Here is a 19,490-nt window from a genome sequence, read left to right on the forward strand (position 1 = left end):
ATACCGCCCGAGCGAGGAGATCACCAGCGGTAGTGGGCGAACGCCTTGTTGGCTTCGGCCATCTTGTGAGTGTCTTCGCGGCGCTTCACAGCGGCACCGAGGCCGTTGCTGGCGTCGAGCAACTCGTTTGCCAGACGCTCGACCATGGTCTTCTCACGACGAGCGCGCGAGAACGTGACCAGCCAGCGCAGTGCCAGCGTGGTGGAGCGGCCGGGACGAACCTCGACGGGCACCTGGTAGGTGGCACCGCCGACGCGTCGGCTGCGAACCTCGAGAGCCGGCTTGACGTTGTCGAGTGCACGCTTGAGCGTGACGACGGGGTCGGTGCCGGTCTTCTCGCGAGCCTGCTCGAGCGCCTGGTAGACGATGCGCTCTGCGGTCGACTTCTTGCCGTCGAGAAGGATCTTGTTGACGAGCTGCGTGACCAACGGCGATCCGTAGACCGGGTCGTTGATCAGCGGCCGCTTGGGTGCTGGGCCCTTGCGTGGCATATCAGCTCTTCTCCTTCTTGGCTCCGTAGCGGCTGCGAGCCTGCTTGCGGTTCTTGACACCCTGGGTGTCGAGCGAGCCGCGGATGATCTTGTAACGCACACCCGGGAGGTCCTTCACACGACCGCCGCGAACGAGCACCATCGAGTGCTCCTGCAGGTTGTGGCCCTCACCGGGGATGTATGCGGTGACCTCTACCGAGGTGGTCAGGCGAACACGCGCGACCTTACGGAGAGCGGAGTTCGGCTTCTTGGGGGTGGTGGTGTACACGCGAGTGCACACACCACGGCGCTGGGGACTGCCCTTGAGGGCAGCGGTCTTCAGTTTCGCGACCTTGTCGGTGCGACCCTTACGGACCAGCTGGTTGATCGTTGGCATAAACCGGCTTTCTTCGTGTCGATAAACAGGGATCTAGCAGTTGGAGCAAGAGAACACTGCTCCTCACCCATGACGTCTCCGCGGGTCTCTTGCACCCCGCGGTCGGGTGTGTCGCATACCCCCACACGTCCAGCCGGTTGCGCGCTCTCGAGACGAACGTGCGCACGGCTGTACCTCGCATAGGCACACAAACGGTCCGGCCAGGCCGGACACGACCCATAACGATACCCGGCGGCGCGGCCTCGGGTCAAAACACCCTTCGCTCTGATACGCAACCTATCTGCTCAGGTTGAGTGTGAGGTCTGCCAGCTTCGCGGCCGCCTGGCAGGGATCGGGGTGTGCGACGCCCGGGCGGTACTGCACCCACCACCCGAAGATGCCTGCCTGGTCTGCTCCGGCCGACACTCCGCACGAGTCCGGGTCGTTGGGCCGTTGGGCCTGTATTGCCTTGCGTCCCTGCACCGTTGTGTCGCTGACGGAGTACGTCATCTTCTCGTCCGCCGCCCGCTCCGCGGCCAGGGTGCCGGACTCGAACCAGTTGAACGTCACCTTCACGATGCCCGACGAACCGATCAGATCCCATCGGCAGATCGCTCCGAAGAAGCCGCGAGCGATGTCGTCGGCTCCGGTGGCATCGGCGATCTGGTCATCGGAGACGGCATCGCACTCGGTCAACAACTTGGTGAATTCTTGGTTGCCCGCGCCGGCAAAGGACTCGGGCGTCGCGGTCCCCTGGACGGTCTGGGTGCATCCGGCAACGAGCAACACCGTCGCCGCTGCGGCCATCACGCGTCTCGTCGCCACCGCACGTCCGGTCACTGCTTGCGCTCCACGGTCAACTTCGCCAGCTCGTTCCCGACGTCGCACGGCGGGCGCGCCGGAATTTGCTCGGAGTAGGTGACCGACCAATGGAAGAAGTCGTCTCCGAACTGGACACCGATCTCGCACAGCGGGCCCTGTTCGGCCTCGAATCCGGGGTTGCCGTCGATGGCGATGTCCTTGGCCGGGCGGCCGATCAGTTCGGAACCGGCGCGTTCGCGGCCGATCGGACTGCCGCGGTACCAGGAGAAGCTGACGCTCGGTCCGCTGATGGCCACGGTTTCCCACTGGCAACCGACGGAGTTGCGGGTGACTTGGGCAAACGGTCCGGCACCGAACGCAGTCTGCACCTCGGTGTCGCTGATCGATCCGCATTCGCCGAAGAACGGCCCGGGCTCGTACTCGGCCTTGCTGGTCGACGACTCGGGCCCGGTGTCGGCGGCATCGGTATCCGAGCCACCGCAGCCCGCAAGCAGCGCGGCGACCGCGGTGATGACCAGTGCCACTCGCTTCATGGGCGTCCTTCGCGTGCTGGTCCGATGCTGCAGTTCGACGTCGCACAGAACCTATCAACCGAACCGGGCACCGGTCATCTGCCGTGCACAGCGCGTCCCTGGACGTACACGCCCACGATGGCCGGCTCTCGCATGGCCATCAGCAGGGCGAACAGCGTTTGGTCTCTGGCCAACGCCGGGTCGTCGGCCCGCACGCCGTGGTCGATCGCTGCGGCGAGCTGCGGCCACGCGCCGGGATCGACGACGACGAAGTCCGCCTCCTTCCCCGCGTCGAAGTTGCCGATGCGCTCCTCCATGTCGAGTGCACGTGCCCCGGCGAGCGTTCCGGTGAACAGCAGTTCGGCCGGATGCAGCGACAGGCCCGCGTCCCCCGGTTCGGAGATGTGCACCTTGAACGCGTCGGCGAGTACCTGCGGTAGTAGCCACTCGTCACCGCCGCCGAAATCGGACCCGATGGCGATGGTCACCCCGGCGGCGACGGTTCTCTTCCACGGCATCGTGCCCGAGCCCAGGAACTGCTGCGACGTGGGACAGTGCGCGATGGACGTACCCGTCTCGGCCAACCTCGTCAGTTCCGCGTCTTCACAGTGCACCGCGTGCGCCAGAATCGACCGTCTGCCGAGCAGGCTCTTGCCCCCTACTTTCGAGCCCGGCAGGAACTTGCCGTCGTAGGTATCGAGGTAACTCTCGACCTGGTACGCGCCCTTGGTGGCGTCGATCTCGCCGGTGCCCGGTCGGTTGTTCTCGTTGAGGTGCGTGTGGAAGTAGACCCCTCTGCCGCGTACGGAGTCGTAGAGCTCGCCGAGGTTCCTCAGCGTTTCCGTCGTCACCGACAGAGAAAAACGCGGTACGACGGCGACGTGCAGCATCGCCGTGTCGACGTCGCCGGTATCGGCGGCGTGCCACTTCTCTATCTCCTCGGACACCAGGCGGATCGCCTCGTCCTCACCGGTGATCAGTGCGTGCGCCGAGGCGGGGCCGGTGGTCTGGATCCCGCGGCCACTGACGATGCGCAGTCCGTGCTCGAGCGTCTCGGAGAACAAAGAATCCTGTGCGTGCGGGAATGCCGACCCGAACACCATGGCCTGCGTCGTCCCGGCGCGAATGCGTGCTGCGCAGAAGTCGCGCGCAGCGGCCGCCGCGAACTCCGGATCGGCGAAGCGCGACTCGGACGGAAAGATGCACGTGTTCAGCCATTCGAGCAACTGCCCGCCGCCGTAGGAATCGCCGGCATAGGTCTGTGGGAAGTGGATGTGCGTGTCGACGAATCCAGGCAGTAGGAAGCCGGGCCTATGATCGAACACATCCGAATGGGCGTAGTGCGTTGGTAGAGAATCGAACTCGCCGCAGAACTCGATCCTGCCGTCGTCGCCGACCACGAGGGCACCGTCGGGAATGGACACCAACGCGGTTGCGGCCTCGAGCACCGTGGGCGAGCCCGCGATGTGAAAGATATGGCCACGGTGGACGCGTGCGGAATCGGAAGTCACGAGCCGACTCAAGCACAGGTCGATCGGAACTGCAGATCGTGCGCTTCTAGTGCGCTACCGCTCCTACGGCGGACAGCCGCGCGTTCAGCGAGGCATCGAGCACATCGGCCCAGGCTCGCACGATTTCGACGCGGCGACGCGCGTCGTCGGTCAGGACGTCCGCGAGACCGAGCCCACGCGCCAGGTCGAGCGTCGCCTGAACGAGACGGTGGGTGACGGGATCGTTGTCGTCGACTCCGAGGTTCTCGACGGCCATCGAGTGCGCTCGACGACCGAATCGCTCTTCGAGTGGGACGATCCGGTCGCGCAGCTCCGGGTCGGCCGACGCGGCTGTCCAGACCTGCAGCGCCGCCTTGAACATCGGACCCGTGTAGTACTCGACGAGCCGCTCCACCACCAGTTTCGTTCGGCCGGGGCCGGGCGGAATCTCCTGCGCCTCGCGGCGCGCGTGGTCCATCCGGGTGTCGAACATAAACTCGAGTGCCCCGGTGATGAGGTCCTCACGCGTCGGGAAATGGTGTTGGGTGGCACCGCGAGAGACGCCGGCGCGCTCGGCGACGACCCCGACCGTCGTGGCGCTCCAGCCCTGCTCCGCGAGCGAGTCGATTGTCGCCTCGAGCAGTCGCTGACGCGTCACCCTGCTGCGATCCTGCTTGGGTTCGCGCGCCATCACCATCTCCCTAACTTTCGGCAGCCCAGGACGGCGGCCTCTTCTCCAGAAAGGACATCATCCCCTCTCGGGCCTCCTCCGATGCAAACAACCTGGCCGATTGCTCGGCGACGGCCGCACCGCGCTCGTCGATATCACGTCGGATCGCTGCGGTGGTGAGCTGTTTCGACTCGGCCAGGCCCTGCGGCGAACACTTGCGAAACATGATCATGTAGTCGGCCACCGCGGCCGCGGGGACGGCGTCGGCCACTGTGACGAGACCGATCTCCTGGGCCGTGGCACCGTCGAACGTCTCCCCGGTGAGGAAGTATCGACTCGCCGCCCGGGAGGTCAATCGCGGCAGCACGGCGACGGATATGACCGACGCCGCCAGTCCGAGGCGAACCTCGGTCAGCGCGAACGAGCTTTCCGGTCCGGCAATGGCGACGTCGCACGCCGCCACGAGCCCCATCCCGCCTGCCCGCACATGACCATCGATCTGTACGACGACGGGTTTCGGGGTGTCGATGATCAGCCGCATCAGATCCAGCATCTGCCGAGTCCGGAGCTCCGGCGACGCCCCGGCTTCCCGGAGATCTGCACCGGCGCAGAACGTCGTACCGGTGTGACCGAGCACGATCGTTCTGATGTCGTCGTCGTGCGCCGCAGCGATGAGGCCCGCTGTCAGCTCCTCGACCAACACCGACGACAGCGCGTTTCGGTTCTGCGGCGAATCCAACGTCAAATACGCTGTGTCCTTGCCCGACTCGACGAGAACGGCCATCAGTAGCTTCTCGGCAGGCCGAGCGAGTGCTGGCTCACGAAGTTCAGGATCATCTCCCGGCTCACCGGAGCAACGCGGGCGATACGGGCGGCTCCGAGCATCGCAGCCAATCCGTATTCACTGCTCAACCCAGCACCACCGTGGGTTTGGATCGCCTGATCGAGTGCCTTGATACTGGCCTCGGCGGCAGCGTATTTCGCCATGTTCGCGGCCTCGGCGGCACCGAAATCGTCGCCGGAGTCGTAGAGCACCGCGGCCTTCTGCATCATCAATTTCGCCAACTCCAGCTCGATCTTGCACTGCGCCAACGGGTGCGCCAAGCCCTGGTGAGCGCCGATCGGCGTCTTCCAGACCGTCCGCTCGTTGGCGTATTTGACCGCCGCGTCCAGAGCGTATCGACCCATACCGACAGCCATCGCAGCACCGAGAATGCGCTCGGGGTTCAGTCCGGCGAACAACTGCATCAGGGCAGCGTCGGCCTCACCGACGAGTGCCTCGGCAGGCAACCGGACGTCGTCGAGGAACAGCACGAACTGATGATCGGGCTCGACGATGTCCATCTGCATCTGCGTCTTCTGCAGTCCGGGAGCGTCGGTGGGCACGATGAACAGGGCAGGCTTGAGCTTGCCGGTCTTGCTGTCTTCCGTTCTGGCAACGATCAATACGGCGTCGGCCTGATCCACGCCCGAGATATAGATCTTGTTGCCCTTCAAGATCCATTCGTCACCGTCGCGACGCGCCGTGGTGGTGATCTGGTGCGAGTTGGATCCGGCGTCGGGCTCGGTGATGCCGAACACCATGATCTTGGAACCGTCGGCAAGGGCGGTGAGCCACTCCTGCTTCTGGTCCGGCGTGCCGTACTTGCCGATGATGGTGCCGCAGATGGCCGGACTGACGACGACGAGCAGTAGACCGGCACCGTGCGCAGCCAACTCCTCCTGCACGAGCGCAAGTTCGTAGATGCCTGCGCCTCCGCCGCCGTATTCCTCGGGCAGATTGACCCCGAGGAAGCCGAGCTTGCCCGCCTCGTTCCACAGTTCGGTCAGTGGCTCACCTTTACGCGCCTTGGGCAGCACGTAGTCGATGTAGTTGTAGCGCTTGCCCAGTGACGAGACTGCGTTGCGCAGACCCTTCTGCTCTTCGGTTTCGATGAAACTCATGGTTGCTCCACTCCGTTATCGGTGACGACTGGCGTGTCGGTGACTACTGCCAAGACCTGTCCTACCTCGACTTGCTGACCCTGCTGCACGTTCAGTTCGGTGAGCACACCATCGGCGGGTGCAGTCACGGTGTGCTCCATCTTCATCGCCTCCAGCCACAGAATGGGCTGGCCCGCGGTGACGGTATCTCCCTGCGCAGCAGCAATTCTGATGACGCTGCCCGGCATCGGCGCGAGCAGTGATCCGGCCGCCACCTCGTCGGTGGGGTCGGTGAACCTCGGTGCCCGAGCCAATCGAACGGGGCCCAGGGAAGAATCCACGAACACGTCGGACCCGTAGGTGCTCACTGCGAAGATACGACGAATACCGTTGTCGTCGAGCGTCACCGAAGTCGGTGTGTGCTCCACCAGTTCGACACCCTCCACCGAGGAGGTGAGTCCGCTGCGTCCGATCGAGTATTCGACGGTGATGTCGTTGTACGTCTTGCGCTGCGGTTGCGACCGGAGATTGCGCCAGCCGCCGGGTAGACCCCGGTTCACCCGAGCTCGCGAGACGTTGCTCGCCGCGTCGGCCAAGGCAGCCGCGAGCGCCGACAGTTCCTCGGCCCGGCCCTGCGCAAACGGCTGAGCCAGGACATCGAGGCCGTGCGTGTCGAAGAAGGCTGTATCGGTGTCGCCCGCCAGGAACGCCGGATGGCGCAGAATGTTGACCAGCAGATCGCGATTGGTCTTCAGGCCGTGAATGGTGGCGTTCTGCAGTGCTTTCGCCAACAGAGTCGCCGCTCGGTCCCGCGTCGGGGCGAAGGAGATCACCTTGGCGAGCATGGGGTCGTACTGCGTTCCCACCACACTGCCCGTCTCGACGCCGGAATCGACTCTGATGTATCCAGCTTTGTCCGACACCTCGAACTGCGCACCAGGGATTTCGAATCGGTGCACGGCACCGCTCTGCGGCTGCCAGTCCTGAGCCGGATCCTCGGCGTACAGCCGAACCTCGATCGAGTGTCCCCGTGTCGTGGGCTGTTCGGCCGGTAGCCGCTCCCCCGCCGCAACCTGGATCTGCAGCGCAACGAGATCCAGACCCGTCGTGCATTCGGTGACCGGATGCTCCACCTGCAGGCGGGTGTTCATCTCGAGGAAGAAGAAATTTCCCTTTTCGTCGGCGAGGAATTCGACGGTCCCTGCACCCTCGTAGCCGATGGCCTCGGATGCCAATGTGGCTGCCTCGAATAGCTTCTCGCGCATGCCGTCGATGCGTTCGACGAGCGGCGACGGAGCTTCCTCGACGACCTTCTGGTGCCTGCGTTGGATCGAGCATTCACGCTCGCCCACCGTCCACACCGTGCCGAATCGATCGGCCATGACCTGAACTTCGATGTGCCGTCCGGTTTCGATGTACCGCTCGATGAACACCGTTCCATCGCCGAAGGCCGACAGGGCTTCTCGTCCGGCTGCCTCGAGCTCCGACTGCAGTGCATCGAGACTGCGGACGATGCGCATCCCCCGACCGCCGCCGCCCGCGGAGGCCTTGATCAGCACCGGTAGCTCGTTCTCGGTGACCGACTCGGGATCGAGTCGAGTCAACACCGGCACTCCGGCGTCGGCCATCATCTTCTTGGACTCGACCTTCGAGCCCATCGATTCGATGGCCTTGACGGGCGGTCCGATCCAGGTCAACCCGGCGTCGAGTACCTGCCGGGCGAATTCGGCGTTCTCGGAGAGGAATCCGTATCCCGGATGGACCGCGTCGGCTCCGGCCTGCACCGCGGCGGCGATGATCAATTCTCCGCGCAAGTAGGTCTCGGACGGGCTCTGCCCAGGCAGACGCACAGCGGAGTCCGCCTCACGCACATGGGGAGATGCCGCGTCGGCGTCGGAGAAGACAGCGACGGTATCGATGCCCTCCGCGCGGCAGGTGGTGAAGACGCGTCGGGCGATTTCGCCGCGATTGGCCACGAGGACTTTGTTCAGCATGCGGGCATCACATCCGGAAGACACCGAAGTTCGCGGTGCCTTCGATCGGGGCAGAGGCGATGGCCGACAGGCACATTCCCACTACCGTGCGGGTTTCACGGGGATCGATGACGCCGTCGTCGTAGAGGCGTCCGGACAGGAACATCGGCAACGATTCGGCCTCGATCTGATTCTCGATCATCGCGCGCAGTCCGGCATCGGCCTCCGCGTCGAACGCTTGACCGCGAGCTTCTGCGGCGGCGCGTCCGACGATGGAGATGACGCCGGCCAGCTGTGCGCCACCCATGACGGCGGATTTGCTGGACGGCCAGGCGAAGAGGAAGCGCGGATCGAAGGCGCGGCCGCACATGCCGTAATGGCCGGCTCCGTAGGACGCCCCGAGCAGGATCGAGATGTGCGGCACCTTCGAGTTGGAGACGGCGTTGATCATCATCGATCCGTGCTTGATCATGCCGCCTTCCTCGTACTCCTTGCCGACCATGTAGCCGGTGGTGTTGTGCAGGAACAACAGTGGCGTGTTCGACCGGTTAGCGAGCTGGATGAACTGCGTCGCCTTCTGCGATTCCTCGCTGAACAGCACGCCGCGTGCGTTGGCCAGAATGCCGATCGGGTAGCCGTGCAACTCTGCCCAACCGGTGACGAGCGAGCCGCCGTACATGGGCTTGAACTCGTCGAAGTCGGAACCGTCGACGATGCGGGCGATGACCTCGCGGGGATCGAACGGGATCTTCAGGTCGGTGGGGACGATGCCGAGCAGATCCTCGGGATCGGCGAGTGGCTCGATGACCTCGGTGCGTGGCTCGGGCCCCTTCTTCTTCCAGTTCAACCGGGAGACGATGCTGCGTCCGATGCGGATGGCATCCTGCTCGTCGACGGCGAAGTAGTCTGCGAGACCGGACTTTCGGGCGTGCATCTCGGCTCCACCGAGCGACTCGTCGTCCGAGTCCTCACCGGTGGCCATCTTCACCAGGGGCGGCCCGGCCAGGAACACCTTGGATCGTTCCTTGATCATGACGACGTGATCGGACATGCCGGGAACGTAGGCACCGCCCGCAGTCGAGTTGCCGAACACCAGGGCGATGGTCGGAATGCCGGCCGCCGAGAGCTGCGTCAGATCGCGGAACATGCGTCCGCCGGGGATGAACACCTCTTTCTGCGTGGGCAGGTCGGCACCGCCCGACTCGACGAGAGAGATCACCGGCAGTCGGTTCTGGGTGGCGATGTCGTTGCCGCGGAACCCCTTCTTGAGGGTCCACGGGTTGCTGGATCCGCCGCGGACCGTGGGATCGTTGGCCACGATGAGACATTCGACCCCGCACACGACACCGATACCCATGACGGTGCTGGCACCGACGGGAAAGTCGCTGCCCCACGCGGCAAGTGGGCACAGTTCGAGAAACGCGGAATCCTCGTCGATCAACAGTTCGATGCGCTCACGGGCGAGCAGCTTGCCACGCTTCTTGTGGCGGTCGACGTACTTCTGACCGCCACCCAGCAGCGCCTTGTCGTGTTCGGCGTCGATCTCGGCCAGTTTGGTGTGCATGGCCTCGGTGGCACCGGTGTACTGCTCCGATGCGGTGTCGAGAGTGGACTTCAGCACGCTCATGCCTGGTACCCCAATCGTTTTGCGGCAAGGCCGGTGAGAATTTCGGTGGTTCCGCCGCCGATGCCGAGGATGCGCATGTCGCGGTACTGCCGCTCGACCTCGCTCTCGCGCATGTACCCCAGTCCGCCGAAGAGTTGGACGGCTTGATTGGCCACCCACTCTCCGGATTCGACGGCGGTGTTCTTGGCGAAGCAGACCTCGGCGATGAAGTCACCGTCCTCCTGCATGGACCGCTCGACGAGGGAGCGCGTGTACACGCGAGCGATGTCTATCTTCCGCGCCATCTCGGTGACGGTGTTCTGCACGGATTGCCGTGCAATGAGCGGCTTTCCGAAGGTCTCTCGGTCTCGAACCCACTGCAGCGTCAGATCGAGGCACCGTTGCGCACTGGCGTAGGCCTGAGCAGCGAGAGCGATGCGCTCGGTGAGAAATGCCTGCGCGATCTGAACGAAGCCACTGTTCTCGGCACCGACCAGGTTGGCCACCGGCACCCGGGCGTCGACGAAGGAAAGTTCGGCGGTATCGGAGGCGCGCCAGCCCATCTTGTCCAGCTTGCTGGTGACCTCGAAGCCCGGTGTTCCTCTCTCTACGACGAGGAGCGACACTCCGGCTGCACCCGCGCCTCCCGTCCGCACCGCGGTGACGACGAAGTCCGCACGGCACCCCGAGGTGATGTAGGTCTTCGACCCGTTGACGACGTAATGGTCGCCGTCTCTGACCGCCTTGGTCCGCAGGTGACCCACGTCGGAGCCGCCGCCCGGCTCGGTGATCGCGAGCGATCCGATCTTCTCCCCCGCCAACGTCGGCCGTACCCATTTGTCGATCTGCTCAGGATCTCTCGCGGCAACCAAGTGCGGCAACGCAATTCCACAGGTGAACAGAGAAGCGAACAGTCCGCCCGACGCGCCGGCCTGGTGCATCTCCTCGCAGATCAGCACCGCGTCCGCGAGATCACCGCCGTCGCCGCCGACGTCCTCGGGAAACCCTGCGCCGAGCAAACCGAGAGCGGCCGCTTTCTTGTGGAGCTCGCGCGGGATCTCGCCCTCGCTCTCCCACCGATTCATGTGCGGCGCAATGTCCTGCTCGACGAAACTGCGAACGGTCTTGCGAAGCTGCTGACGCTCCGGGGTAGTCCAGATGCTCATACGAGTGCTCCCTTGTAAGCGAGTGTTTCGGGGATGTCGATGTGCCGCGACCGCAGCCATTCACCGAGTCCCTTGGCCTGTGGATCGAATCTGGCCTGCGACGCCACACCTTGGCCGAGGATGCCGTCGATGACGAAATTCACGGCCCTCAGATTCGGCAACACGTGTCGCGTGACCGTGAGGTGCTCGGCCTCGGGAAGCATCTGCTTCAGGGTGTCGACGGTCAATGAGTGGACGAGCCAGGCGAATTCGTCGTCGGTGCGCACCCACACTCCGACGTTGGCGCTCCCACCCTTGTCTCCGCTGCGGGCGGCGGCGATAGTGCCGAGTGGTAGTCGGATGGTGTACTCGGCGGCTCGCGGTGCCGGCAGCTGCGGTTCGACCAGCGATTCCAGGACTCGCGTCTGCGCCGAGGGTGCGATGCTGCGTTCGGTGCCATCGGCCAGGTGGGCCGTATGCGGTACGTCGTGTGCGTCGACGAAACCTGCGGTGAACACCCCGTACGGGGCTCCGTTTCCGGGCGGTGCGGTGACCGAGAAGCCCGGGTAACTGGCGAGTGCGAGTTCGACCGCTACGGCGGAAAACTGGCGTCCCACCGCGTCGGGGTTACTGTCGCGGGCGACGCAGCGCAGCAACGCGCTTGCGGTTTCCTCGGTCTCGGCGTCGGGCTTGTCGGTACGCACCAGAGTCCAGTCCAGCTCGGTCGGCCGAGCGGGTAGCCACGACTCGAACTGTCTCTGCGCCAGTTCGGCTTTGGCCTCGATATCCAGGCCGGTCAACACCATCGTGAATTCGTTACGGAAGCCGCCGAGTGCGTTGAGCGAGACCTTGTAGGTGGGCGGCGGCGCTTCTCCGGTGACCCCGCTGATCGATACTCGGTTGCTGGACTCCTGCGCCAGGACCGCCGTGTCGATGCGCGCGGTGACGTCGGGGTTCGCGTATCGGCCACCGGTGATCTCGTACAGCAGTTGCGCAGTGACGGTACCTACACTGACGGCACCGCCGGTGCCCTCGTGCTTGGTGATGACGGAGGATCCGTCGGCTTCGATCTCTGCGATGGGGAATCCGGGACGGGACATGTCGGCGATCTCGGTGAAGAACGAGTAGTTACCGCCGGTGGCTTGAGTACCGCATTCGATGACGTGGCCCGCGATGACCGCGCCGGCCAACGCGTCGTAATCGGTTGTCGACCAGCCGAAGTGAGCAGCGGCCGGGCCGACGATGACACTGGCGTCGGTGACGCGTCCGGTCACGACGACGTCGGCACCGGAGTTCAGGCATTCCACGATTCCCCATGCACCGAGGTATGCGTTTGCCGTCAGTGGGCTGCCGAGGCCGAGTTCGCTTGCTCTGCCGAGGAGGTCGTCGCCGTCCACGTAGCCGATCTTCGCGCCGGAATCGAGCTTCTCCAACGCCTCGACCAGTCCGCGAGGATTGAGTCCGCCGGCATTGGCGACAATTTTGACGCCCTTGTCGAGTGCCAGTCCGAGGCAGTCCTCGGCTTGCCGCAGAAAGGTTTTGGCGTAGCCACGGGTCGCGTCCTTCATTCGGTCGCGGCCGAGAATGAGCATGGTCAGCTCGGCGAGGTAGTCACCGGTGAGGTAGTCGAGGTCGCCTCCTTCGAGCATCTCCCGCATCGCGGACAGTCGATCCCCGTAGAAACCGGAGCAGTTGCCTATACGTACGGTCATGCTTTCTCGCGTCCTGCCTTGTCTCGTCCCTGTCCGGGAGGGCCTGCGAAGGCTTGGGCGATGGTGAGCCAGTGTGCGGCATCGGCACCGTCGGCTCGAACGTCCAGGTCGTCGCGGTGTGCGCGCTGGGTGACGAGGAGACAGAAGTCGAGTGCCGATCCGGTGACACGCTGCTCGGCGGCGTCGGGGCCCCAGGTCCACAGCTCGCCCGACGGTGCGGTGAGCTCGATTCGGAACGGGTCCGGCGGCGGAGTCTGCTCGTTGACGGCGTAGGCGAAATCTCTCGTGCGGACACCGATGTGTGCGACTCCGCGGATTCGGTCGGTCGGTACGCGGGTGACGCCCAGCGCGTCGGCGACGTCCTGACCATGGGCCCACGTCTCCATGAGACGGGCGGTGGCCATGGACGCGGCACTCATGGGCGGGCCGAACCATTGGATCTTGACGCCCGCCGGGACCTGCTTCAGCGCCTCCGTCATGGCGTGGCGGCGGGTTCGCCACGCGCTCAACAGTTCTGGATTGCCCGCTTCCTCCTCGGCGGCCTCGTCGACGAAGCCGGTGGGGTTCTCCCAGGCCGTTTTCAGCGTGCGAGCGAACTCCTCCTCGGCCGCGGTATCGCCGGACGCTGCGGATGTGGTTCGCTCCGCGACGTGATCCGTCCACGACAGGTGCGCGATCTGATGTGCGATCGTCCAGCCCGCCGCCGGTGTAGGTACCGCCCAGCGTTCGGGTGCCAGCTCGGCCACCAGCGCGTCGAGGTCGTCACCCTCGGCACGGAGATCGCCGACGAGTGAGTCGAGGTCTGCCATGGGACCAGCTTCACAAAGGCACGAGAAAAAAGCAAGCACGCTTGCTTGTTAATTCGTAACCCTACGTTCGCTTGCCGTGTCTACGGTCGGAAACGTGAAAACGTCGAGACTTGTGGCCGTCGCCGTTACCCTCGCCTTCATGGCTGCCGGCTGCTCTTCTGCGGACCCGACCCCCGACGAACCGTCGAGCATTCGGGTGGCGACATTCAACGCCAGTCTCAATCGATCCGCGGCCGGACAGCTGATGGCGGACCTGCGCGGAGAGAACGCCCAGGCTCGCGCGGTAGCCGACGTGATCTCCGCGAACTCACCGGATGTGTTGCTGGTCAACGAGTTCGACTATTCGGGGTCCGATGCCCCGACCCTCTTCAACGAGAACTACCTCGACGGGCAGTACCCGTTCTTCTTCACCGCTCCGGTGAACACCGGCGTCGACTCGGGACTCGACCTCGATGGGGACGGCGCACTCGGTGGCCCCGGGGACGCCTGGGGATTCGGACAGTTCCCCGGCCAGTACGGCATGGTGGTGTACTCGAAATTCCCGATCGACACCGGTTCGGTACGCACGTTCCAGAACTTCCTGTGGAAAGACATGCCGGAATCACTGTTACCGCGCGACTATTACGGAGAGAACGCGGACGCGCTTCGACTGTCCAGCAAATCTCATTGGGACGTGCCCGTCGACGTGAACGGGAAGACGCTCCACGTGTTGGCCTCGCACCCCACTCCCCCGTCCTTCGACGGACCCGAGGACCGAAACGGCAAGCGCAATCACGACGAGATCCGGTTGAGCGCCGATTACATTTCCGGTGCCGACTACCTCTACGACGACAACGGCGTGCGAGGCGGACTCGACGAGGGAGCGTCGTTCGTGATGATGGGAGACCAGAACAGCGATCCGGTCGACGGCGACTCCGTGGCCGGGGCCATCGCACAGGTTCTGGATCTTCCGCGCGTTCGAGATACGGCACCCACGTCCGATGGACATGGAACGGACACAGCAGATTTCGCTGATCCGACGCCGGGTGATCTGCGCGTGGACTACGTACTGCCGTCGGACGACCTGACCGTGCGCGACTCGCAGGTGTATTGGCCCGATCAGGCCGAGCACCCGTCGGACCACAGACTGGTGTGGGTAGACCTCGAAATATGATGCGTGAGTGACCGATCTGCCGATTGTCGAGTTCGCCTACCCGGGCCCACTACGGGACAGGCTGGTTGCGGCCGTGCTGTCAGGAGCGAAGACCAGCACGGCAAGCCTGTTGGCTCAGAACACTGACGAGGAGCTACCGAGGGTCGGCGAACGCGGTGCGGTGGTGAATTCGGCGGGTGCCGTGGTCGGGGTCATCGAGACCACGGCAGTCGTTGTCGTTGCGCTGAGCGATGTTTCGCTGCAGCATGCGCTCGACGAGGGCGAAGGATACATCGATGTGGCGCAGTGGCGTGCCGGACACGAGAGATTCTGGCAGTCCGCCGAAGTCCGCGAGGAGCTGGGCGATCCGAACTTCACGGTGAACGACGACACTCTGGTGGTGCTGGAGCGCTTCGAGCTGACATGAAGGTCGCCCGACAGCTTTGCGGCGATGTTCGAGGCTCGAGCCGCGGACTCACAGCTTGTCGGTGGGTGGGTGTATGGGCACCCTGACGCCAATCCTTCTTCATTGCAACATAATTGAGGTTGACGATTGGTTCCCATCTCGGTACCATCGAACACACGTTCTACATATTGTTGGAACATCAGCCGGGGGGCGAAGGCACAATGGGCACATCGACGCGTAGCCGTTTCGCGGCCTATCTCGGGCCGCAATCGAAGCCGTACATCGAGGCTGCTTCGTTGGCCGAGATTCTGGATGTCGCGATTCTGGAGAATCAGGCGTGCGCCCGCAAGGTCGCTGTGGCCGCCGCCATCTGGGACTCGTGCATTCATCAGAACGTTCTGGTCGGCGATGTCGTTCAGGATGCTGGCAACTATGCAGCGTCCGAGATTGCGCACTTGCTGGGTTGCTCGAAGACGGTCGCGAACTCGTACGCCGAGATCGGTATGGACCTACGGCTTCGGCTACCCGCCATTGCAGCTGCGTTCGGGGCCGGCGAACTCGATTTGCCCCGAGTCCGTGCGATCTACCGCTGCACTCACAATTTGACGCAGGACGCGGCAACGGCGGTCCAAAGCGAGGTACTCCACGCTGCCAGACGCCTCTCCCCCGGCCCGCTCGCGACCGAGATCTGGTCGATCATGTACCGCATCGCTCCCGAGGAGGCCGCCGCTCTCCGTAAGGACCTGGAACGACACACCAACGTCACTTACACCGACAAGGACGTGCTGTCGACGCTCAAAGCCGATCTCACCGCTGCCGACGCCGCCGCCGCCTGGCAGCTGATCAACGAGATGGCCGCCACCGTCTGCCGACGCGATCCGCGCAACAAGGGACAGAAACGAGCGGCCGCGTATGTCGCTCTGCTGCACCAGGAATCGTCGATGGCATGCCTGTGCGACGCGGACGACGACCATCCCTGCACTGCCGACGCATCGCGGGCTGATCGACGTGCACCGCTGACCGTCATCACCGTCGACCTCGCCACCCTCGCCGGCCTACTGTCCAATCCCGCGCACCTGGCCGGACACGGAACCATCGACGCCGAGTACGCCCGCGAGCTTGCCGAGAACTCACAGTGGCAGCTCCTGCTGACCGAGGCGCGCAACCTCGCCGACAAACTCGGACACGGTGACGACCTCGAATCGATGATCGACCTCGACTCGACAGAAGACACGAACACCGACACTGGCGCTGGCGCTGGGACCGACACCGACACTGGCACCGACACCGAAAACGTCGCCGTGGATGTCATAGACGACGATGCAGTACATGCCGCACCGCTTCGGCCGACATGTACCCCGCATGTGGTGTTTCATCCGCTGGGTCGTGGGCGTCGTCGAAGCATCGCAGTTCCTCGTCCACTCCGATCGCCGGCGGCAGCCGGAACTCCACCGCGCAGCAGTTGCATTGCCACGCCGTATCGCGGTGCTTTCACTCTGGTGGCCAAGTTCGAGGCGGCGATCGCATGCGAACCCACGCTCGGGGTAGCGCTTCACCCGGATGGGCACGGGGGCCTCGTGATACCGCCACCCGGAGCCCTCGTCTATCGGCCGTCCGGCGCCCTCGCCGAAAGAATTCGCTTCCGCGACCGAACATGCAGGCATCCCGGATGTGATGTCCCCGCGCAGCAGTGCGAGATCGACCATATAGTCCCGTATCTCCACCGCGATCCAATGACCGGCGGCTGGACGATCGACACCAATCTGCACTGCCTGTGCCGCTATCACCACAGCCTGAAGACCATGGGCCTGTGGACTCCGGTCATGCTTACCGATGGCGTCGAATTCTGGGTCTCCAATGCCGGCACCACTGCCGTCACCGTGCCCGCAACAACTCAGCTCGCCGATTGCGGCCACCTACCGACCGTCTACCGCAGACCGAAAGGCGCGGGACGGCAGGCAGTTTTATCGACCTCGACCTCGACCTCACCAAGGCTTCGATCTACCTCGACTTCGGTGCCTCTGTCCACTTCTGCATCCACACCCGACGACGACGTGCCGCCGTTCTGAATACGTAGTCGATGGCGCTGCAGCCGGGCTCGAAAGGCAGAGCGTCAGACCCGATCCGCGTAGACGACGATGTTGTCCTCGTAACTCGCTACATCCGAATCGAATTGGCCACCGCACGTGATCAGACGCAACCCTGGGTGGTCGAGATCGCCGTACACCTTCTGGGTGGGGAAGGCATCCTTCGGATACTGCTCCACAGCGCTGACGACGAACCGGATGGTGCTTCCATCCTCGGCAGTGACGGACACATCGTCTCCCTGCTCCAGTTCGCGGAGTCGGTAGAAGACACCCGGGCTACCGGCCCAATCGACGTGGCCGGCAACGATCGACGGTCCCAGCTGACCCGGAATCGGCGATCCGGTGTACCAGCCTGCGGGAAAACCGCCCGGCGGGACCTCCATTGCTCCATCGGGATTCAACCCGAGGTCCATCACATCGGAATCGACACCGATCGCATCGATCTCGATACGTTCGGGCGGAGATGCGACACCATCGGCCGAACCACTGCTCTGGGCAGGGACCGAATTCGGTTGAGCAACAACTTCAGCCGATGTCGTTGCTGGAGTTCGAGTCGGAGCGGGTTCATCGGCCGGTGTCGCACACCCCGACACCAGTGCGACCGCCATCAAGCAGGCTGCTGCCGCAGCCCGCACTGCAACCCGGCGACGGGTCACAGTGCGGGATGCTTGTGCAGCAGTATGGATCTCACTGTTCACGTGTTACTCAGCGACGACGACGGCTGAGCGCCAGGGCCGAAACCCCGCCTGCAGCAAGGACCGCGAGCACACTCAGCATCGATGTCATCGACGACGCACTCGGCCGCACGCTGGTGCTGCCATCGCCCGTTTCGACTCCGCCGTTGGGAATCTGCGTGATCTGGCCGCCGGGGTTGTACGTACCTGGCTGGTCAGGGCCACCCGGCTGTTCGGGCGTGCCCGGGGTGCGCGGCTGGTCAGGAGTGTTCGGAGTATTCGGAGTATTCGGAGTATTCGGAGTATTGGGGGTGTTCGGCTGCTCAGGCACGCCCGGTGTGTTCGGCTGCTCAGGCACGCCCGGTGTGTTCGGCTGCTCAGGCACGCCCGGTGTGTTCGGGTTGTCCGGCACGTTCGGGATACCCGGAATCGGCGGAAGCGTGATCACCGGCGGCACACCGGGAATGGGTGGCAGGCCCGGAATCGGGGGTACTTCGATCACGATCGGCGGCGTACCGCCACCATCACCCGGTGTACCCGGATTACCGCCACCATCGCCCGGTGTACCGCCGCCGCCACCCGGTGCGGTCGTCGTTGTCGTGGTTACCGGCGGCGTCGTCGTGGTGGTCGTGGTTACCGGCGGCGTCGTCGTGGTGGTGGTCGTGACCGGCGGCGTCGTGGTCGTAACCGGTGGGGTGATCCCACACTCCGCATTGCTGATTGTGTTCGAGTCGAGGGTGACTGCACCGGTCAGAGCCAGGAGTCGACCCCTCACATCGGCATTCGTCGTCGCAGTGATCGACGCCTGCGCCAGGATCGTGCCGACGAAATCGGTGCCGGTACCGAGAGTGGCCGAGCTTCCCACCTGCCAGAACACGTTGCACGGGCTGGCCCCGTTGATCAGGGACACACTGCTGTTCGAGCCCGTGATGAGAGTGGATCCAGCCTGGAAGATGAAGACCGCAGCGGAATTGCCTTGCGCATCGAGCGTCAGAGGCAGAGATCCGGTCAGTCCGAGCGTGTCGCCCTTGTACAGACCGGCATACCGTGTGGTGCCCCCTAGCTCGACTGGAACCAGTTCGGGACCAGACCTGTTGGCAGCGTCGGTGTACGCAACCTGCAGAGCAGCTTTCGCATTCAAGGCCCGTTCGTTCTTGTCATCGATCACGCCGTTGGAAATTTGGCCTTGCAGCAGGCCGCTGACGCTCGAAGGGTTCCCGTCACCTGGGCTCACACCCACGGAGCCGGATATGTCCGATCCGCCCGCGTCGGTCACGGTGGAGCCGGCAAGAATTGCGTACGGGTCTGCGGCACCGAGACCGACGGTGGGGACAACGACAGCAGGTGATTGAGCGTCGGCCGATGAGGCGTTGACCAGCATGAGCGCGGTGGTCGCCAGTGCGACGGTACCGACAAGGGGAATCAAGGCCGAGCCCTTGCGTCGGGATGTGGACGGCGCAGGACGATGTTGCGGAGAGTACATGATGTGTACCGATCTGCTCGAGGAGGTGCCAGTGAGACTTGTTGTCGCACAAAGCATTAGAAATATCGATTCCCCCGACGAGATTCGACAGAAGTTCAGATGTCACGCGACGGTCGACGGTGGTCACTGGAATTCACCAGGGGCGTCGAGGTCTCGCGGAATCCGTAGATCGGTGGCGTCGCCGGCTGGCTGTTCAACCG

At 64.3% G+C, this 19,490-nt stretch carries 18 protein-coding genes; 3 read left to right on the top strand and 15 right to left on the bottom strand.

The window, feature by feature from the left end:
• Nucleotides 1–20 precede the first annotated feature (20 nt).
• From rpsG to AB0O58_RS00920, 13 genes are all read right to left on the bottom strand, one after another.
• Nucleotides 21–491 carry a 30S ribosomal protein S7 gene (rpsG, locus tag AB0O58_RS00860; protein WP_003941856.1) on the bottom strand — a complete coding sequence of 157 codons (471 nt, stop codon included), beginning with the start codon at nt 489–491 and terminating at the stop codon, nt 21–23.
• A 1-nt stretch (nt 492) separates the two neighbouring features.
• Nucleotides 493–867: a 30S ribosomal protein S12 gene (gene rpsL, locus AB0O58_RS00865; protein ID WP_027498160.1), complete on the bottom strand. Its 375-nt coding sequence runs from the start codon at nt 865–867 to the stop codon at nt 493–495.
• Nucleotides 868–1,143: 276 nt separating this feature from the next.
• A complete protein-coding gene (locus tag AB0O58_RS00870) occupies nt 1,144–1,653 on the bottom strand; it encodes a DUF3558 domain-containing protein (protein ID WP_366237789.1) in 510 nt (169 codons plus the stop codon).
• A gap of 29 nt (nt 1,654–1,682) precedes the next feature.
• Nucleotides 1,683–2,201 (bottom strand): DUF3558 domain-containing protein, encoded by a 519-nt coding sequence (locus tag AB0O58_RS00875; protein WP_366237724.1) that lies wholly within the window; start codon nt 2,199–2,201, stop codon nt 1,683–1,685.
• Nucleotides 2,202–2,275: 74 nt separating this feature from the next.
• Nucleotides 2,276–3,691 (bottom strand): guanine deaminase, encoded by a 1,416-nt coding sequence (locus AB0O58_RS00880; protein WP_366237725.1) that lies wholly within the window; start codon nt 3,689–3,691, stop codon nt 2,276–2,278.
• 46 nt (nt 3,692–3,737) lie between these two features.
• Nucleotides 3,738–4,361: a TetR/AcrR family transcriptional regulator gene (locus AB0O58_RS00885; protein WP_366237726.1), complete on the bottom strand. Its 624-nt coding sequence runs from the start codon at nt 4,359–4,361 to the stop codon at nt 3,738–3,740.
• 10 nt (nt 4,362–4,371) lie between these two features.
• Complete coding sequence (locus AB0O58_RS00890) at nt 4,372–5,124, bottom strand: enoyl-CoA hydratase family protein (RefSeq protein ID WP_366237727.1); 753 nt, start codon at nt 5,122–5,124, stop codon at nt 4,372–4,374.
• The gene (locus tag AB0O58_RS00895; protein WP_027498166.1) at nt 5,124–6,284 is read right to left on the bottom strand and encodes an acyl-CoA dehydrogenase family protein; all 1,161 of its coding nucleotides are present in this window, start codon (nt 6,282–6,284) and stop codon (nt 5,124–5,126) included. Before AB0O58_RS00895 ends, AB0O58_RS00890 begins: the two co-directional genes overlap by 1 nt.
• On the bottom strand, nt 6,281–8,257 hold the full coding sequence (locus tag AB0O58_RS00900; protein WP_027498167.1) for a biotin carboxylase N-terminal domain-containing protein: 1,977 nt from the start codon (nt 8,255–8,257) through the stop codon (nt 6,281–6,283). The genes AB0O58_RS00895 and AB0O58_RS00900 overlap by 4 nt, the downstream gene beginning before the upstream one ends.
• 7 nt (nt 8,258–8,264) lie before the next feature.
• A complete protein-coding gene (locus AB0O58_RS00905; protein WP_366237728.1) occupies nt 8,265–9,863 on the bottom strand; it encodes a carboxyl transferase domain-containing protein in 1,599 nt (532 codons plus the stop codon).
• Nucleotides 9,860–11,008, bottom strand: coding sequence for an acyl-CoA dehydrogenase family protein (locus tag AB0O58_RS00910; protein ID WP_283314485.1), 1,149 nt, complete (start codon nt 11,006–11,008; stop codon nt 9,860–9,862). Before AB0O58_RS00910 ends, AB0O58_RS00905 begins: the two co-directional genes overlap by 4 nt.
• Nucleotides 11,005–12,699: an acyclic terpene utilization AtuA family protein gene (locus tag AB0O58_RS00915; RefSeq protein ID WP_283314483.1), complete on the bottom strand. Its 1,695-nt coding sequence runs from the start codon at nt 12,697–12,699 to the stop codon at nt 11,005–11,007. Before AB0O58_RS00915 ends, AB0O58_RS00910 begins: the two co-directional genes overlap by 4 nt.
• Nucleotides 12,696–13,508 carry a TIGR03084 family metal-binding protein gene (locus AB0O58_RS00920; protein WP_366237729.1) on the bottom strand — a complete coding sequence of 271 codons (813 nt, stop codon included), beginning with the start codon at nt 13,506–13,508 and terminating at the stop codon, nt 12,696–12,698. The genes AB0O58_RS00915 and AB0O58_RS00920 overlap by 4 nt, the downstream gene beginning before the upstream one ends.
• 94 nt (nt 13,509–13,602) lie before the next feature.
• Here AB0O58_RS00920 and AB0O58_RS00925 point away from each other — a divergent pair, with 94 nt between their 5' ends.
• The 3 genes from AB0O58_RS00925 to AB0O58_RS00935 all read left to right on the top strand — a co-directional run bounded on the left by AB0O58_RS00925 (nt 13,603) and on the right by AB0O58_RS00935 (nt 17,115).
• Nucleotides 13,603–14,661: an endonuclease/exonuclease/phosphatase family protein gene (locus AB0O58_RS00925; RefSeq protein WP_283314479.1), complete on the top strand. Its 1,059-nt coding sequence runs from the start codon at nt 13,603–13,605 to the stop codon at nt 14,659–14,661.
• A gap of 7 nt (nt 14,662–14,668) precedes the next feature.
• Nucleotides 14,669–15,067, top strand: coding sequence for an ASCH domain-containing protein (locus AB0O58_RS00930; RefSeq protein ID WP_283314478.1), 399 nt, complete (start codon nt 14,669–14,671; stop codon nt 15,065–15,067).
• A gap of 200 nt (nt 15,068–15,267) precedes the next feature.
• A complete protein-coding gene (locus AB0O58_RS00935; RefSeq protein WP_366237730.1) occupies nt 15,268–17,115 on the top strand; it encodes a DUF222 domain-containing protein in 1,848 nt (615 codons plus the stop codon).
• A 44-nt stretch (nt 17,116–17,159) separates the two neighbouring features.
• Here AB0O58_RS00935 and AB0O58_RS00940 read toward each other — a convergent pair whose 3' ends face one another.
• Both AB0O58_RS00940 and AB0O58_RS00945 read right to left on the bottom strand, forming a co-directional pair.
• On the bottom strand, nt 17,160–17,741 hold the full coding sequence (locus AB0O58_RS00940) for a class F sortase (RefSeq protein ID WP_366237790.1): 582 nt from the start codon (nt 17,739–17,741) through the stop codon (nt 17,160–17,162).
• A 97-nt stretch (nt 17,742–17,838) separates the two neighbouring features.
• On the bottom strand, nt 17,839–19,290 hold the full coding sequence (locus tag AB0O58_RS00945) for an ice-binding family protein (RefSeq protein WP_366237731.1): 1,452 nt from the start codon (nt 19,288–19,290) through the stop codon (nt 17,839–17,841).
• Nucleotides 19,291–19,490: the final 200 nt, after the last annotated feature.

Origin of the sequence: Rhodococcus sp. NPDC080181 (assembly GCF_040702225.1) — a bacterium.
Lineage (GTDB): Bacteria > Actinomycetota > Actinomycetes > Mycobacteriales > Mycobacteriaceae > Rhodococcoides > Rhodococcoides fascians.

What these genes read in the sequence shown, in the direction of transcription:
- AB0O58_RS00905 (WP_366237728.1), bottom strand. Translation starts at nt 9,863, where the DNA reads ATGAGCGTGCTGAAGTCCACTCTCGACACCGCATCGGAGCAGTACACC.
- AB0O58_RS00920 (WP_366237729.1), bottom strand. Translation starts at nt 13,508, where the DNA reads ATGGCAGACCTCGACTCACTCGTCGGCGATCTCCGTGCCGAGGGTGAC.
- AB0O58_RS00915 (WP_283314483.1), bottom strand. Translation starts at nt 12,699, where the DNA reads ATGACCGTACGTATAGGCAACTGCTCCGGTTTCTACGGGGATCGACTG.
- AB0O58_RS00935 (WP_366237730.1), top strand. Translation starts at nt 15,268, where the DNA reads ATGGGCACATCGACGCGTAGCCGTTTCGCGGCCTATCTCGGGCCGCAA.
- rpsL (WP_027498160.1), bottom strand. Translation starts at nt 867, where the DNA reads ATGCCAACGATCAACCAGCTGGTCCGTAAGGGTCGCACCGACAAGGTC.
- AB0O58_RS00885 (WP_366237726.1), bottom strand. Translation starts at nt 4,361, where the DNA reads ATGGCGCGCGAACCCAAGCAGGATCGCAGCAGGGTGACGCGTCAGCGA.
- AB0O58_RS00875 (WP_366237724.1), bottom strand. Translation starts at nt 2,201, where the DNA reads ATGAAGCGAGTGGCACTGGTCATCACCGCGGTCGCCGCGCTGCTTGCG.
- AB0O58_RS00940 (WP_366237790.1), bottom strand. Translation starts at nt 17,741, where the DNA reads ATGGCGGTCGCACTGGTGTCGGGGTGTGCGACACCGGCCGATGAACCC.
- rpsG (WP_003941856.1), bottom strand. Translation starts at nt 491, where the DNA reads ATGCCACGCAAGGGCCCAGCACCCAAGCGGCCGCTGATCAACGACCCG.
- AB0O58_RS00900 (WP_027498167.1), bottom strand. Translation starts at nt 8,257, where the DNA reads ATGCTGAACAAAGTCCTCGTGGCCAATCGCGGCGAAATCGCCCGACGC.
- AB0O58_RS00870 (WP_366237789.1), bottom strand. Translation starts at nt 1,653, where the DNA reads ATGGCCGCAGCGGCGACGGTGTTGCTCGTTGCCGGATGCACCCAGACC.
- AB0O58_RS00945 (WP_366237731.1), bottom strand. Translation starts at nt 19,290, where the DNA reads ATGTACTCTCCGCAACATCGTCCTGCGCCGTCCACATCCCGACGCAAG.
- AB0O58_RS00910 (WP_283314485.1), bottom strand. Translation starts at nt 11,008, where the DNA reads ATGAGCATCTGGACTACCCCGGAGCGTCAGCAGCTTCGCAAGACCGTT.
- AB0O58_RS00895 (WP_027498166.1), bottom strand. Translation starts at nt 6,284, where the DNA reads ATGAGTTTCATCGAAACCGAAGAGCAGAAGGGTCTGCGCAACGCAGTC.
- AB0O58_RS00890 (WP_366237727.1), bottom strand. Translation starts at nt 5,124, where the DNA reads ATGGCCGTTCTCGTCGAGTCGGGCAAGGACACAGCGTATTTGACGTTG.